This window comes from Phytoactinopolyspora halotolerans, from assembly GCF_010550675.1.
GTDB lineage: Bacteria > Actinomycetota > Actinomycetes > Jiangellales > Jiangellaceae > Phytoactinopolyspora > Phytoactinopolyspora halotolerans.
On sequence record NZ_JAAGOA010000001.1, the window covers coordinates 240,463 to 255,750 of the forward strand.

Sequence of the window (15,288 nt, forward strand, 5' to 3'; positions counted from 1 at the left end):
GGCTGATCGCTCCGATGTGTTGGTGTGCCCCACGTGCGGGGACGGGATTGCGGTGGGGTGCCGTGTGGTGTCAGCGAGCCCATCCGGAGATGCGTCGGCCCAGATTCACCTGGACGCCGCGCGGGCCTACCTGAACTCCGGAAGACCCCACGTGGATGTCGGTGTGCGGTCCGTCCAGGAGTTGGCCGACCGCGCGTACCAGCCAGGCGTTGACGGACATCCCCTCAGCCGCGGCCGCCTCCTCGATCCGCGACTTCAGGCTTTCCGGTAGCCGCAGGGTGACACGGGAGAGGTTCTCCTCCGGCTCTGGCGGTGGCGGAGGTGTGGGCGGTTCAGGAGGCTCCGGTGGCTCGAACGATGCCGGCGGCCGCTCGTCGCTCGCGACGAACTCGGGGTTGCCGCCGCGCATGCGTACGTCTACCGAGACGCCCTCGAGCTGGGTCGTCACCTCGGCAGCGGCATCGCCCATCGCCTCGATCAGGGTGAGTCGGAGCGATGGCTCGATCGCGTATGACAGCCGATCGGCAGCCTCACGAACCTCGTCCGAGGCTGCGTGCCCGGCAGCCGCCAGTGCGTTTCGGAGTGCGGAGACGTAAGGCGTGAGCTCCATGACTTCATAATGACGCCATCCAGACGCCATGTCAAGGAGTAGTGATGTCTAAATGCCTCGCTACGACGTCATGATGACGCTCCCGTGGCGTCATGCGACGCCACACCTGCTGCCGTCCTGGTCTCCTCCGACTGACTCCGTCGGACGCCGGCGAGCAGAAGCTGGGCGACATCGATGACCTCGACATTCTCGCCTTGGCCTGCGGACTGTGCCTGGGTGAGACCATCCGAGAGCATCACCCGGCAGAACGGGCAGCCGACCGCGATGGAGCCGGCTGCCGAGGCGTCATCCGTGGCGCCGCCACCGTCGCCGTCTCCTGGGCCGGCGAGCGTGTTCAGTGCTTCTTCGGTGCGATTGCTGTTGATGCGGGTGCCGATGCGCTCTTCCATCCACATCCGGGCGCCACCGGCTCCGCAGCAGAATGACGTGGACTTACTGCGAGGCATCTCCCGATACTGCACGCCGGGTAGGGAGCCGACCAGTTCCCGCGGCGGCTCGTAGACTTGGTTGTGGCGGCCCAGATAGCAAGGATCGTGATAGGTGACAGGCCGCCCGGCGACCTCTCCCTCGGGCGGCGCGACCGGGGTCAATCTCCCCTCCCGGACGAGCCGGTTGAGTAGCTGGGTGTGGTGGACCACCTCCAGCTCGAGGCCGAGCTGGGCGTACTCGTTCTTCAACGTGTTGAAGCAATGTGCGCAGCTGGAGACGACCCGGATCGCCTTGGTCTCCCGGAGGACCTCGACGTTCTGCAGCGCCAGTTGCTGGTAGAGGAACTCGTTGCCGGAGCGACGGGCCGGATCGCCGGTGCAGGTCTCGCCATCGCCGAGCACGGCGAACGAGACACCCGCCGTGTGCAACAACTCTGCGACCGCCTGCGTGGTCTTCTTGGCGCGATCTTCAAAGGCGCCGGCACACCCGATCCAGAACAGCCAGTCGACCTCCTCGAGCGATTCCACGTCGACGCCGACCTGCTTGACGTCGAATGGGAGGTCCTTCGCCCAATCCATGCGCGCGGACGCGCTCATACCCCAAGGGTTCCCCGACTTCTCCAGGTTCTTGAACAGCCCGTTCAGCTCGCTCGGGAACTCGGTCTCGATCAGGGTCTGGTAGCGGCGCAGGTCGAGGATGTGGTCCACGTGCTCGATGTCGACCGGACACTGCTCCACACACGCGCCGCAGGTGGTGCAGGACCACAGGACGTCGGGGTCGATCACGGCACCCGACTCGGGCCGGGTGGGGTCGCCCTCGGTGGCACCCACGAGCGGGCGCTCAGCCTCGGCCAGGGCGTCCGCCGGTACGTTCGCCAGCTGCTCGGGCGTGGCCTGCTCGTCGCCCATCATGTCCTTGCTGCCGCCGGCCAGCAGATACGGGGCCTTGGCATAGGCGTGATCGCGGAGGTTCATCACGAGCATCTTCGGAGACAGCGGCTTGTCCGTGTGCCAGGCCGGACACTGCGACTGGCAGCGCCCGCACTCGGTGCAGGTGGAGAAGTCCAGCAGGCCCTTCCAGGAGAAATCCTCCACCCGGCCGACACCGAGCGCCGCGTCCTCGTCGAGGTCGTCGATGTTCTCGAAGTCGACCGGCTCGCCCTTGACCGTCAGCGGTTTGGCGGCGCCGAGCGCCGGCCCGCCGTCGGCGTTGCGTTTGAAGAAGATGTTGAAGAATGCGAGACCGCGATGCCAGGCGATCCCCATGGTCAGATTCCACGCGATGACGATGAAGAAGAGCCAAGAGACGCTGATCTTCACCGCGGCGACGACGTGTACCAGGGTCTCCACGTCCGCGGCGGCCACACCGGAGAACGCCTCACCGATGAAGAAGGTGAGCGGGAAGTGCGACGCGTCGCCGAGCAGACGGTACTCCATGCCCCGCAGCAGCAGAATGCTGATCGCGATGGTGGCGATGGTGAACTCGACGTAGTACGCCTGCCAGAACGACGACCCGAAGAAGCGTGACCGTCGTCCGGAAGCCCTGGGGTGCGAGCGCTGCCGTATCAGAATCAGCGTGCCGATCCCGGCCAGGGTCAACCACGCGATCGTCTCGATGAACCACTCGAACGGACGCCAATCGCCGATCAGCGGCAGCACGTATTCCGCGTCGAACAGTTGCCCGTACGCGGTGACGAGGGTGGCGAACAGCAGGAAGAACCCGATCATGACGAACCAGTGCGCCACGGCGACGACCGGCCGCTTGAGCATCCGATTGTGCCCGAGGAACTCCCGGATCAGTGTCTTGGTCCGCTGCACCGGGTGGTCGGTGCGTCCGGGGGCTGGCTGGCCGAGCCGGATGGTCCGGACCATCCGGACGATGGCATCGGTGAGCACGATCAGCGCCAAGGCCGTGACGCCCAGCGATACGGCGACGGCGACGTATTGCATGGTGCCGGCTCCCTCCTCCTGTCTGCACCCCGTCGGAGCGAAGTGTTCGATCCGTCGGAAACTAGACTACCCGCCGGTAACTTAAGTCTGCGTCCGGTGGAAGCTCAAGTACGAACGGCTCGGTGTGGGGCCTCGCTGGCCCTGGTATCGCGAGCCGTACCGCGCCGAGCCGTACGGCTCCTCGGCTGGGCTGCTCAGCGCGAAGAAACAGAGCTGGCCGATCTTCATGCCCGGCCACAGCTTCATCGGTAACGTCGCCACGTTGGACAGCTCGAGCGTGACGTGTCCGTTGAAGCCGGGGTCGATGAAACCGGCGGTGGAGTGTGTCAGCAGTCCGAGCCGACCGAGTGAGGACTTTCCTTCGAGCCGAGCGGCGACGTCGTCTCCCAGGGTGACGATCTCGTACGTGGAAGCCAACACGAATTCGCCCGGGTGCAGAATGAACGGCTCCTCGGGGTGGGGCTCGACCATCCGGGTCAGGTCGGGCTGCTCCTGGGCCGGGTCGATGTGCGGGTAGCGGTGATTCTCGAAGACTCGAAAGTAGCGGTCCAGCCGGACGTCGATGCTGGACGGCTGCACCATGCCCGGGTCATAGGGGTCCAGGACGATCCGTCCCTTGTCGACGGCCGTCCTGATGTCTCGATCCGAAAGCAGCATGTTCGGACGATATCGAAGTCTCGGCACTATTCGGCACTCGATCCAGACGGACCAGCCGGATGAGACGATTCCGAGTCCGAGCTGTCACACATACGAATCGGCCCTGGACCACGATATGCGATCCAGGGCCGATCGGTCGGGAGCGGGTGAGTGGCCTTAGCCGAGCTCGCCGTTCCTCCACTGGTCGAGGAAGTCCGGGTTCTCGTCCAGCCACTGTGCGACCGAACCCTCGTTGTCCTCGCGGTTGTTCTCCACGACCAGGATGTCCTCGATCTCGAGGAGCTGCTCGTTGGTCAGGTGCAGGTTCTTCAGCAGCTGAGCCGCGTTCGGGTACTCCTCCGTGAATCCGGGTCGACCCAGGTTGTACAGCCGCTCGGCCTCGCCCATGGCGCCTTCCGGGTCCTCCAGATCGCGGATGTCGTACGCCGCGTAGGCCCAGTGCGGGTGCCACAGGGTGACGACGATGTCTTCACCGGCCTCCGTGGCGGACTCGAGCTCGGCGAGCATCGCCTGAGTGGACGAGGTCGGGAAGTCCCAGTCATCCAGGCCGTACGTGGGAATCGCCTGCTCACGCGTGGTGGTCGTCAGGCCGGCACCTTCCTCGATACCGACGATCCGGCCGCCGTACTCATCCTCGAACTCGGCGAGCTCGGCAAGCGACTGTGCCGGCGAGTCGCTGTTCACCGCGATCGTCAGGAAGCCCTCGTCGAACCAGCAGCCCAGGTCCTCGAGCTGGTCACCCAGCTGGTCGATGTACTGGGCGTGCGTCCCGGGCAGCCAGGCGTCCATGAGAATCTCGGCATCGCCGTCGGCGACGCCCTGGTACGCGGCAGCCGGGTCGAGCTCGGTCTCGGTGACCGTGTAGCCCTGCTCCTCGAGGGCCGCCTTGGCGAGCTCGTAGACGACGTAATTCTCATCCCAGCCGCTGAAGTTGGCGACCGAGATCTCGGTCGGGTCGTCCCCGGTTCCCTCCGGATCCGGGATCGGGGCCGACTCCGACGCCGGAACACACGAGGCCGGATCGGCGTCGGCGATCAACCGCGTCTCGAGTGCGGCAGCCTCGCCCCCGTCGTCGCCCTCATCGTCACCGTCACCGGACTCGTCACCGCCGGTGTCGTCGGTCTCCTCAGTGGTCGTGTCGTCGCCGTTGCCGTCATCGTCGTCGCCGCAAGCGGCGAGCAGCAGCCCACCGGCCAGCAGGCCAGCGGTCACAGCGGTAAATCGGGATTTCCGCATTTTCTCTCCTTGGATGTGACTACACAGAACACTCCGGGAGATCAGTCCCGGACTCGGCTGGCCCGCACCACTGGTGCGCGGTCGGCGAGCGCAGCCACAATTCGGTCGAGATAGATCGCCAGCACCACGACCGCCAGACCGGCTTCGGATCCGCGTGGGATGCTCAACCCGTTCAGTCCACCGACGACCTCACCGCCGAGTCCGCCGGCGCCCACCAGAGCTGCCAGCACCACCATCGACAGCGACAGCATGATGACCTGGTTGATTCCCGCCATGATGGTCGGCAGCGCCAGCGGCAGTTGAATCTGCCGCAAGATCCGCCCAGGAGCCGCGCCGAAGGCCTGGCCGGCCTCGACGACCTCAGCGTCGACCTGCCGGATGGCGAGTTCAGTGAACCGGACGCCTGGGGGCATGGCGAAGATGACCGTGGACACGATCCCGGGAACCTGACCGATGCCGAAGGCGAACAGCGTCGGGATCAGATAGACCATGGCCGGCATGGTCTGCATGAAGTCGAGGACCGGGCGGACCATCTGGCTGACGGTCGACGACTTCGCTGCCCAGATGCCCAGGGGTATGGCCAGGATGGTAGCGATGGCCGCCGCCAGCAAGATCAGCGACAACGTATCCATCGAGCGGTCCCACTGGCCCATCGCGGCGATGAGATAGAAGGCCACAACCGTGAAGACGGCGAACTGCCACGACCGGGCGATCCACCCGAGCGCGGCGAAGATGACGATCATCACCAGGAAGGGCGGCGCACTCAGCAGGTCGAACAGTGCGTCGTACCCGGTCTGCAGTGCGGTCTCGACAACATCGATGATGGGATCGAACGTGTCGAGGAACCAGTCGAACGCGTCGGCGATCCATTGACCCACCTCGAGATCAGGATCGAGAGGATCGAAAGACTCGGATTCCGCCCGGATCATGCCGCACCTCCGTCGGTGGACCGTGCGGAGACCTCGGCCGGCTCGGCCACCGCCGGCTCTGCCGGTTCGTCCGGAGGTCCGTCGGATCGACCTTCGCCCCCGGGGTGTTCACCCGCGTGAACCACCTCTGCGACGTTGGCCATCGCGGACAGCAGCGTCACCCGTGGAACCACGCCGACCAGGTGTTTGTCGTCATCGACCACGGCGAGCGGCAGCGGCGACTCGGCCGACGGCGCGAACAGGTCGGCCAGCACCGTGTCCTGATGGACCGAAGCCACATCGGTGTCGATGATGGACTGCAGCGTCTGATCGCCCCGCTTCACCGCCTTGACGACGTCCTTGTCATAGACGACGCCGTGCAGCAGGTTGTCTCGCCGTCCAACCGCGAACGCGGCGCTGGCCTGCTTCTCACGCATGGTGTGCTGCGCTTCACGGGGGCCGGCGTTGGCGTTCACGATGTACTGCGCGGGCTCCATCACGCTCGCTGCGCTGAGCACCCGTGTCCGGTCGACGTCGGCGACGAACTGGGCCACGTAATCATTGGCCGGGTCGTTCAGCACCTCTTCGGCCGTACCGATCTGCACGATGCGTCCGGCACGCATGACCGCGATCCGGTCGCCGAGCCGCATCGCCTCGTTCAGGTCGTGCGTGATGAAGATGATCGTCTTGTTCAGCGAACTCTGAAGCTGGATGAGCTGATCCTGCATCTCCCGCTTGATCAGCGGGTCGAGTGCGGAGAACGCCTCGTCCATCAGCATGATGTCGCTGCCCGCGGCGAGTGCACGCGCCAGGCCGACGCGCTGCTTCATCCCTCCGGACAGCTGGGCTGGATATTTGTCGTCCCAACCGGCGAGACCGACCAATTCGAGCGCCTCGGACGCGCGCTTGAACCGCTCGGCCTTGTCCACCCCTTGGATGTCCAGCGCGTAGGCGGCGTTCTGCACGACCGTGCGGTGGGGCAGCAGCGCGAAGTGCTGGAAGACCATGCTGATCTTCTCCTTGCGCACTTGACGCAATTCCGCATCACCGGCACGGGCGATGTTCGTGTCGCCGATGTAGACGTCCCCCGCCGTGGGTTTCCAGAGGCCGTTGAGCATCCGGATCAACGTAGACTTGCCGGAGCCGGACAACCCCATCACGACGAAGATCTCTCCAGGCTCGACCTCGAAGCTGGCGTCGATGACGGCAGCGGTGGCGCCGAGCTTGGCGACGTCCTGTGCGGTGGCGCCCTCTTCGAGCATGCTCACCGCCTGTTCGGCCTTGCGGCCGAACACCTTATAGAGTCCTTCCGCGCGTACCGCGGCCAAAGCCTCACCTCTCGCTAGTCGGCCACGCGACGCACCGGATGCCCCGGGCGGGCCGTTCGGTGCCGTAGGGGCACCAGTGAGCCACGCGACTAGTCGACTTCAGATGGGGTTCAGGCGTGTCGCCGCGCTCGGTGACCGCCGTGTCGCCGTTGACTCAGCCGGGTGGCGACGATGGTCGTCGCCTCCACCTGACCAGTCGGGCGAACCCCACCTCGTCCTGGTCCAACCCCTAACGCTATACGAACGGTTTACCTGGTCGCACGCGGCGGGCCGTTGCGTTGCCGACAACGTGCGGCGATCGAGACGAGATCGCAACGACTCGTCTCACTCCATGGACTGCCTTCGGTGGGGCGGTCAACTGCTCCGTAATGCCACGATAGGCTCGATCGTCGATGCGCGCCAGGCCGGATACAGGCCGGCAAGCAATCCGATGGCGGCTCCGAGGATCGGCGCGACCACAGCGAGGCGGTAGTCCAGCAACGGCGTCCATTCGCGCAGTGCAGAGACGCCGACGGTGGCCAGCACACCGGACGCGGCCCCGATCAGGCCGCCGAGGAAGCCGATGACGACGCTCTCCACGACGAACTGGCCGGCGACGTGAGCCCTGGCGGCACCGACAGAACGCCGGAGCCCGATTTCCGACGTTCGCTCCATGACCGAGAGTAATGTGACGTTCGCGATACCGAGACCTCCGACTAGCAGGGCGAGTCCGCCCAGGGCGAGGAAGAGTAGGTTCACGTCGCCGGACACGTCGTCTCGCAATGTCCCCGGCGCGGGCGGAACGTCGACACTCAGCAGCTCGGGGTTGTTCGGTGCTACCGCCAACGGTGCCTGAGCTCCGATGAGCTGCGCGGCGCCCAGTTCGGTGCGGATCTCGAGCGCGGACGGCGCGTCGAGTTCATACAGGTCCTGTGCCGTGCCGATCGGCATGATCACCGCATCCAACAGCTCCGTGCGGTGCGATGTGCTGTCGAGCACGCCGATGACCGTGAACGGGCGATCACCGATGAAGATCGATGGTTGCGCGTCCACCCGGGTGATGCCGAGCCGGTCCGCGGCGTATCGACCGAGAACGACGACCTGATCAGCGCGACCGTCATGGCCGGCGTCGAAGAACCGTCCGGTGGACAGGATCGCGTTGACGGCGCTGAACAAGCCGGTAGACGCGGCCGCGACCGGGATGTCATGGTCCACGGTGCCGCCCGGATCAGCGACCGGAAGGCCGCGTATCGCGGCGTCACCGGTGTCGACCTGGGCGAAGACTCCTGCCACTGCTACGCCGGCCAGACGGGCGACACGTTCGTCTGCGTCCCACGGGAGCACCGTGATCCGGACACTGCTGTCTCCGGTGTCCCGCTCACTCGCTTCTACGACGACGCGCGTGGCGTTGGCGGCGTCGAAGCGCCCGGAGATCTGACCCGATGCCGTCTGGCCGAGGCCGACGGTGGCGACCAGCGCCGCGATCCCCATCACGGTGCCGAGCGTGGTCAGTGCCAACCGGGACGGCCGGGCGGCCACTCCGGCCAGCGCCTCGCGGAGCAGGTCACGTACGGACAGCCGGCGACGCAGTGATGCCCGCCTCATCGCTCCACCCCGTCCACATCACGGTGTCCTAGCGCGTGCGGCCGCTGAACCACATCGTGCAGAACGTCCGGGTGATCTACGACCTGGGACAGGGTGCCGTCGGTGATTCGGACGCGGCGGTCCGCCCGCTTGCTGACGTCGTCGTCATGGGTGATCACGGCCAAGGTGAGACCCTCCATGTGGAGCTTGTCGAATACGTCGAGTACGGCGTCGGCGTTCACCGAGTCCAGGTTGCCGGTCGGTTCGTCGGCGAGCAGCAGGCTCGGTGCCGGAGCGAGGGCACGAGCGATCGCCACTCGCTGCCGCTCCCCGCCGGACAGGGTCTGTGGGCTGAACTCGACGCGGTGTGCCAGCCCTACCCGCTCCAGCGTCCGGCGGGCGCGCTCCGCTCGTTCGCGGCGCGGGATGCGCCCGTAGAGCATCGAGAGCTCCACGTTCTCCAGCACGCTGCGGTGTGGAAGCAGGTGGAACGCCTGGAAGACGAAGCCGATCCGCTCACCGCGCAACTGCGACCGTTGCCGTTCGGAGAGCCGGCTGACGTCGACGCCGTCCAGCCGGTAGGTGCCGGCGCTCGGCCGGTCGAGCAGCCCCAGCAGGTGCAGCAGGGTGGACTTGCCCGAACCGGAGGGTCCGACGATCGACAGGTACTCGCCGTCGGCGATGGTCAGGTCGATATCGCGTACCGCGTCGACCTTCGGCGGGCCGGTGAAGGAGCGGCCAACGCCGACCATCTCCACGACGGGCGGGCGGAGGAATGCTCCGCCGCGACCGGCATCACTCCGCGTCATCGGTCGTCGCCTCATCGTCCGACTCGGACCGGTCGCCGGAGCCGTCGTCCTTGCTGGGCCCGTCATCGTCGGGTTCGTCCTCATCTAGCCCGTCGTCGTCGCCGGGCTCGTCGTCGCCGGTTTCGCTGTCCGGGGTGGAGTCGTCGCCGGTGGGTTCCTCATCGCCGGACCGGCTGTCGTCCGCCTCCTCGGTATCGTCGGCGGCCGCCGACGCGCCCTCGCTGCCGACCACCACCAGATCGCCCTCCGCCACCGCACCGTCCTCCACCGGCGTGATCTCGGCATAGCCCTCGGCCGTCAGCCCGACCTCGACCTCCACAAGCTCCGTGGTCGCCCCGTGGTCGCCGCTCCCGCCGTCATTCCCGTCGGACGGCCGCTGGACCTCGACTCTCGCCTCGCCGCCGGTGCCGGCGGTCAGCGCAGCCAGCGGAACGGCCAGCACCTCGCCGTCGGTGCTCGCCACCGGGATGGTGACCCGCACATTCGCCGACCGCAGCGCCTCGACCTGCTCGTTGTTCAGGTCATCCGGCGAGATCCGCACGTCGTATCCGGACGCATCCTCGCCGGACGCCTCGCGGATGCTCGTGATCGGCGCGGTGACCTGTTCTCCGTTCGGGAGATCGACCACCGTGTCCATCCCTTCATCCAGCAGCTCGCGGCTCGCGGCGTCCACGTTGACCGTCACCACCATGTCGGTGCCGCTGATTGACATCACCGCACCGTCCACCTCGTCGCCGCGGCCCACGTTCACCTCGTCGACGCGGCGCGGCAGGGACGGGACGAACACCACCTCCGACGCCGGCAGCGGGGTTCCGGCGCGAACAGCCGCCTGGTCCCGCTCCTGCTGCGCCTCTGTCAGCCGGCTCCGCGCGGCGTCGAGAGCCGCCCGTTCGGCCGAGACGTCCGGCCCGGCCTCGACCTCGTCCAGATTCGTCCGTGCCAGCTTGAGCTGGAGCTCGGCGTCCGCGATCGCATCGGCGTCGCCGTCGGTCTTCGCCTGCTCAAGCTGACGCTCGGCAGTGTCCACGTCGTGCTGCGCCTGGAGCTTCTCCGCCTCGCTTGCCCCCTTCGACGCGGCCTGGAGTGCCGACTCGGCGTTGCGAACCTCGTCTTCCGCCGCGTCCAGATTCTCGTCGGCGGCATCAAGAGCCGCTTGGATGTCGGGGTCGACCGCGGGCGGTTCGTATCCCTTGTCCTGGAACAGCTCCTCAACCGCGCGGCTCGTGGAACCGGTGAAGTCGTCGTCTACCTCACCCGGATCGAAGCCGAGCTTGTCCAGCGCCTTCTCGAGCTGCTCGATATCCGGGCCGCTCATCCCGGGGCGGAGCGTCCGGTACATCGGGACCTCACCCGGCAGCGCGATCACCGGGCGTCCGACGACCTCCAGCAGCACATCGCCGCGCCGTACCGTGTCCCCGACGTCCGGCACGCTCCCGGTGACCACGGGCGTGGACTCCAGCCCCGGGAACTGTGGCTCGACGTTGACCGCGCCGGTGTACGACACGTCTCCGCGGGTCACCACCTGGCTCTGCAGCTCGCGGAGCTCGACCGGGACGGTGACGTCAGACGCGGCCGGTGGCTCCGCGCGGGCCGCCGCGTCCGCCGGTGAGGTGATACGCGTACCAGCGAATACGCCGGCGGCGAGCGCCCCTGCGGCGATGCCGACGATCATCAGCAGGGTTCTGGTGCGGGGGTGCATCAACCGACACCACCGGACTCAGCGGCCCAGTCCCGGTAGCGCTCGAGTTCCGCTTGATTGTCATCGACGAACTCCTGCTCCAACTCGAAAGCCACCTCTCGGTGGACGTCCTCATAATGGTCCTGCCGGCAGGCGTAATCGGCGGTGGCGATCTCCACCTCACGCTCCCGCAGCTCGGCCAGCTTCTCCGGGTCGACATCGGCGAGGTCAGGGCCTCCGGCGGGGCCGCCGGCGGGTCCGCCGGCGATGACGGTTTCGGATGCGCCGTCCTGTCCCTGGCCCTGCAGCTCGAGAAGTTCGTCGAAGATCTCGCTCTGTGGATCATCCGGCGTCTCGTACCCCGGATAGCCGGCCTCGGCCATGCAACTCGCCCATTCCTCGGTGGCCGCGACGACGCGGGGGTCGTTCTGGATGCGTTCCTGCAACGCGAAGATGTCCTCGAACAGTGACTGGAACCCTTCGCCCGCCTCGACGTGCGTGGCCTGGTCGCCGTAGACCTCGGTCGACGCCTTCCCCTGGCAACCCAGATCACCCGGCTCGGTCGTCAGGTCAGCGCCGGTGCCGCCGTCCTCGGTGCCTTCTCCGTCGGATATGGCCATCCCACCGAGGTCGCCCCACAGAGCGCGGTCGTACTCCTCCTGCGCCGCCTCGGACAACTCGTCGCGGATCTTCGAGTTCGGATCGGTGCTCTCGTCGCCGGCATCGGGGGAACCGGACATGAGCGTACTGACGCCGTAGCCGTACTGCTCGGCGAAGTCTTCCGGCTCGAGGGCGTACGCGTCCTCGTGTGCCGAGGACTGGACATCGTCGAGCGAGACCGGCACGTATTCGAAGCCCTCGTCGCGCATGCACTCCGCGATGGCTTCCTCCATCCGCCGGAAGTCCTGCCGCTGCTGCTCGGATAACTCCGGGCCGTCGGATGACACGGCATGGACAGACATCATTCCGCTGCTCGAGAACGTCATCCCGGGCATGTACTCGGACAGCGGGCTCTCCGGCTGGTCGCCGCTGCCGCTGCCCTCGGCGGACCTGCCGTCATCGCCGGCCGAGCTGCCCTCACCCTGGTCGGTGGTACTACCGTCATCGCCGGCCGAGCCGCCGGAACAGCTTGCGACGGCGAGACCGGCGGCTCCGACCGCCGTGATCACAGTCCTGACACGCATAGGGTCCTCCGTGAGATCGTCTGCTGGGTTCGCACCGGGGCAGACCAGGCAGCATCCGCCGCGGCACGCTGTCGAGCGTCGTGGATCGGCGGTTAAGAACCGATGAAGGACAGGTCAGGGCTATGTTCTTCACAGGTTCTTGACGAAATGCTGGGACACTCTCCTGCATGGGAGCACGCATCCTGGTGGCCGAGGATGATCACAAGCAGGCGGACCTCGTCCGTCGGTATCTGGAGCGGGACGGGCACGCCGTCGTCGTGGTCCGCGACGGGCGGGCGGCGCTGGACGAGGCGCGACGTCGCGCTCCTGATCTGCTGGTGCTGGATGTGATGATGCCGCGGGTCGACGGACTCGATGTGTGCCGGATTCTCCGCTCGGAGACCGACGTGCCCATCGTCATGCTGACCGCACGCTCGACCGAGGACGACCTGCTTCTCGGCCTCGACCTGGGAGCCGACGACTACATCACCAAGCCTTACAGCCCTCGGGAGCTGGTGGCCCGGGTCCGCACAGTGCTCCGCCGAACCGCCCGTTTCGCGACGGCGGTCGATCAGCCGCATCAGATCGGAGAGCTGCAGGTCGACCCCGTCCGGCACGAGGTCCGGCTGGGCGGGCGCCGCATCGACCTGACTCCCGCCGAGTTCAAGATCCTTGAGTGTCTGGCGGCGTCTCCGGGGCGGGCATTCACGCGCCAGTATCTGCTGGAGCAGGCATTCGGCTTCGAGCACTACGTGCTCGACCGCACGATCGACGTGCATGTGATGAACCTGCGTCGCAAGATCGAGCCCGACCCAGCGGAGCCGATGTACGTGCAGACGGTCTACGGCGTGGGTTACCGGATGGCCGACCCGGCCGGCGACGGCGCGGGCTCCACCGGGCGGATGGAGGCATCCGATGCGACGTAGTCTCTTTCTGCGGCTGCTCGGCCTGTCCCTGGCCGTCGCGGTCTTCGCGATCGGTGCCACAGCGTGGCTGACCACGCGGGAGACGAGCGAACGTTTCCGCGGCGAGTTCGAGCGCACGCTGGAGGCGGACACCTTCCTCTACCTACAGCTGGCCTCCTACGCCTCGGCACATGACTCGTGGGACGACGTCGAGCAGACCGTGGCCGAACTGGCCGAGCGGACCGGCCGGAGGGTCGCGTTGACCACGATGGACGGGGACGTCGTGGCCGACTCCGCAGGGGCCGCCGGGGATGGGGCGCCACCGCTGCCGTCGGCACCGACCGCTGAGATCGATGCCGTGGCTGCTGGAGATTCGGGGTTGAGCGCGACGAGTGTCGCGATCGATGAGCTGCAGGGGACGGAAATGGAGAGCACGGTGCCGGCCGGCGGTGAGTTGATGTCCCCGCTGCTGGGCACGGCGTCAACCAGCATCGTCGCCGTCGGTGCTGCGCCCATATACGACGTGTCGCCGACCTGGCGAATGAGCGACGCCGAGTTGGAGCGGAGGAAACGGCTGACCCAGGACGCCGAGGAATGCCTGCAGAAAGCGTTGGGCACCGACGATGACGTGGTGGTCTCCATCGGCGGTGAGGTGTTCAGCGTGCACACGTCCGGAGACTCCGACGGCACGGCGGACGTGTTCCAGAGCGTCGAGGACGTGCCAGGCGCGTCCGGAGATGTCCTCGACCGATGCGTCCCGGAGGTCTTGTACGAGCCTAGCGAGCCGGCGCAGGAACTGAACGATGATCTCGTGCGGAGGACCTCCGAGTGTCTCGACGAAGCGGGCGTGCCGTACTCGGTCGTCCGCAACGGAAACGGAATGAAAGTGGTGGTACCTGAGGCGACGACCGGCGGCAGTGACGGCGAAACGGATGGCGCGCCGGTGGCGCCCCCCGGGGCGGTGGATGCGGATCCCGTGGCGATGGAATGCATGAACACCGCGTGGGAAGAGGCGATGGGTGCGTTCGTCGCCGAGCCGGCGTTGCTGTACACCGGAGGCGAGGAACGGTTCAACCCGTTCGTCGGTGATGGGCTGGGACGGACCCTCGTCGCCGGTGGGGCTGTGCTGGCGGTGGTGACGGGGGTGACCGTCTTCGGCGGCCGTCGTCTCACCCGGCCGATCCGCGCCCTGACCGATGCGGCGCGACGGATGGGCGCGGGCGAATTCGGTACCCGGGTGCACACATCCGGAAAGGACGAAGTGGCGCAGCTGGCCGGAGCCTTCAACTCGATGGCCGCATCGATCGAAGCCAACGAGGCCCAGCGGCGGGCGATGATCAGCGACGTCGCGCACGAACTGCGTACGCCGCTGTCCAACGTCCAGGGTTACCTGGAGGCCGCCGAGGACGGCGTCGTACCGCTCGATCCGGAGTTGGTGCGGTCCTTGCTGGAGGAGTCGGCCCTGCTGCGTCGACTGATCGACGACCTGCAGGACCTCGCGCTGGCGGATGCGGGCATGTTGCGCTTCGACCCGGAGAGTCGCGACCTGGTGGACCTGGCTCGGCAGGTGGTCGGCTCGCACCGGGCCGGCGCCGACGACGCGGGCGTGGCACTCTCCGTCGATCAGCCGGATGACGACGGGTCGCCGGTCACCGTCTGGGCCGATCCCGAACGGGTACGGCAGGCGCTGAGCAACCTGGTGGGCAACGCGGTACGGTTCACCCCGGAAGGTGGCCGGGTGACGGTGTCCGTCCGGCGGGAAGGGGACGCTGCTGTTCTGGCAGTGGACGACAACGGAACCGGGATCCCCGCCGAACACCTGCCCCGGCTGTTCGACCGGTTCTACCGTGTGGAGGGTTCGCGTAGCCGAGAGACCGGTGGCAGCGGACTGGGGTTAGCCATCACGAAACACCTGGTCGAGGCGCAAGGCGGAAGCATCGAAGTGGAAAGCACCGAAGGGGTCGGATCGGTTTTCACCATCACATTGCCGCTGCACAACCCAGTCGTTGCGGACTGATCAGATGCGAGGTGTCATCGCCGGCTCAAAGCAGGT

Annotated in this window: 12 protein-coding genes; 2 read left to right on the forward strand and 10 right to left on the reverse strand. The window is 67.1% G+C overall.

Annotation, left to right across the window (positions count from 1 at the left end):
- Positions 1-70: 70 nt before the first annotated feature.
- From G1H10_RS01080 to G1H10_RS01125, 10 genes are all read right to left on the reverse strand, one after another.
- The gene (locus G1H10_RS01080; protein WP_163731398.1) at positions 71-610 is read right to left on the reverse strand and encodes a toxin-antitoxin system HicB family antitoxin; all 540 of its coding nucleotides are present in this window, start codon (positions 608-610) and stop codon (positions 71-73) included.
- 68 nt (positions 611-678) lie between these two features.
- A complete protein-coding gene (locus G1H10_RS01085) occupies positions 679-2,988 on the reverse strand; it encodes a (Fe-S)-binding protein (RefSeq protein WP_163731401.1) in 2,310 nt (769 codons plus the stop codon).
- Between the two features lie 81 nt (positions 2,989-3,069).
- On the reverse strand, positions 3,070-3,645 hold the full coding sequence (gene dcd / locus G1H10_RS01090; protein WP_163731404.1) for a dCTP deaminase: 576 nt from the start codon (positions 3,643-3,645) through the stop codon (positions 3,070-3,072).
- 156 nt (positions 3,646-3,801) lie between these two features.
- Positions 3,802-4,881 (reverse strand): glycine betaine ABC transporter substrate-binding protein, encoded by a 1,080-nt coding sequence (locus G1H10_RS01095; RefSeq protein WP_163731407.1) that lies wholly within the window; start codon positions 4,879-4,881, stop codon positions 3,802-3,804.
- Between the two features lie 41 nt (positions 4,882-4,922).
- Positions 4,923-5,810: an ABC transporter permease gene (locus G1H10_RS01100; RefSeq protein WP_163731410.1), complete on the reverse strand. Its 888-nt coding sequence runs from the start codon at positions 5,808-5,810 to the stop codon at positions 4,923-4,925.
- Entirely contained in the window at positions 5,807-7,117 is a 1,311-nt protein-coding gene (locus G1H10_RS01105) for a quaternary amine ABC transporter ATP-binding protein (protein ID WP_281354047.1), read from the reverse strand. Before G1H10_RS01105 ends, G1H10_RS01100 begins: the two co-directional genes overlap by 4 nt.
- A gap of 354 nt (positions 7,118-7,471) precedes the next feature.
- Positions 7,472-8,701 (reverse strand): ABC transporter permease, encoded by a 1,230-nt coding sequence (locus tag G1H10_RS01110; protein WP_163731413.1) that lies wholly within the window; start codon positions 8,699-8,701, stop codon positions 7,472-7,474.
- On the reverse strand, positions 8,698-9,489 hold the full coding sequence (locus G1H10_RS01115; RefSeq protein ID WP_163731416.1) for an ABC transporter ATP-binding protein: 792 nt from the start codon (positions 9,487-9,489) through the stop codon (positions 8,698-8,700). The genes G1H10_RS01110 and G1H10_RS01115 overlap by 4 nt, the downstream gene beginning before the upstream one ends.
- Entirely contained in the window at positions 9,476-11,188 is a 1,713-nt protein-coding gene (locus G1H10_RS01120; protein ID WP_216852764.1) for a peptidoglycan-binding protein, read from the reverse strand. Before G1H10_RS01120 ends, G1H10_RS01115 begins: the two co-directional genes overlap by 14 nt.
- Positions 11,188-12,351 carry a hypothetical protein gene (locus G1H10_RS01125; RefSeq protein ID WP_163731419.1) on the reverse strand — a complete coding sequence of 388 codons (1,164 nt, stop codon included), beginning with the start codon at positions 12,349-12,351 and terminating at the stop codon, positions 11,188-11,190. The genes G1H10_RS01120 and G1H10_RS01125 overlap by 1 nt, the downstream gene beginning before the upstream one ends.
- A gap of 167 nt (positions 12,352-12,518) precedes the next feature.
- Here G1H10_RS01125 and G1H10_RS01130 point away from each other — a divergent pair, with 167 nt between their 5' ends.
- Both G1H10_RS01130 and G1H10_RS01135 read left to right on the forward strand, forming a co-directional pair.
- Positions 12,519-13,256, forward strand: a complete 738-nt coding sequence (locus tag G1H10_RS01130) for a response regulator transcription factor (RefSeq protein WP_163731422.1) — start codon at positions 12,519-12,521, stop codon at positions 13,254-13,256.
- Positions 13,246-15,252, forward strand: a complete 2,007-nt coding sequence (locus G1H10_RS01135; RefSeq protein WP_163731425.1) for a sensor histidine kinase — start codon at positions 13,246-13,248, stop codon at positions 15,250-15,252. Before G1H10_RS01130 ends, G1H10_RS01135 begins: the two co-directional genes overlap by 11 nt.
- The last annotated feature ends 36 nt before the right edge of the window (positions 15,253-15,288 follow it).

Coding starts and splice junctions, on each gene's coding strand:
- G1H10_RS01080 (WP_163731398.1), bottom strand. CDS start 610: ATGGAGCTCACGCCTTACGTCTCCGCACTCCGAAACGCACTGGCGGCT.
- G1H10_RS01085 (WP_163731401.1), bottom strand. CDS start 2,988: ATGCAATACGTCGCCGTCGCCGTATCGCTGGGCGTCACGGCCTTGGCG.
- dcd (WP_163731404.1), bottom strand. CDS start 3,645: ATGCTGCTTTCGGATCGAGACATCAGGACGGCCGTCGACAAGGGACGG.
- G1H10_RS01095 (WP_163731407.1), bottom strand. CDS start 4,881: ATGCGGAAATCCCGATTTACCGCTGTGACCGCTGGCCTGCTGGCCGGT.
- G1H10_RS01100 (WP_163731410.1), bottom strand. CDS start 5,810: ATGATCCGGGCGGAATCCGAGTCTTTCGATCCTCTCGATCCTGATCTC.
- G1H10_RS01110 (WP_163731413.1), bottom strand. CDS start 8,701: ATGAGGCGGGCATCACTGCGTCGCCGGCTGTCCGTACGTGACCTGCTC.
- G1H10_RS01115 (WP_163731416.1), bottom strand. CDS start 9,489: ATGACGCGGAGTGATGCCGGTCGCGGCGGAGCATTCCTCCGCCCGCCC.
- G1H10_RS01120 (WP_216852764.1), bottom strand. CDS start 11,188: ATGCACCCCCGCACCAGAACCCTGCTGATGATCGTCGGCATCGCCGCA.
- G1H10_RS01125 (WP_163731419.1), bottom strand. CDS start 12,351: ATGCGTGTCAGGACTGTGATCACGGCGGTCGGAGCCGCCGGTCTCGCC.
- G1H10_RS01130 (WP_163731422.1), top strand. CDS start 12,519: ATGGGAGCACGCATCCTGGTGGCCGAGGATGATCACAAGCAGGCGGAC.
- G1H10_RS01135 (WP_163731425.1), top strand. CDS start 13,246: ATGCGACGTAGTCTCTTTCTGCGGCTGCTCGGCCTGTCCCTGGCCGTC.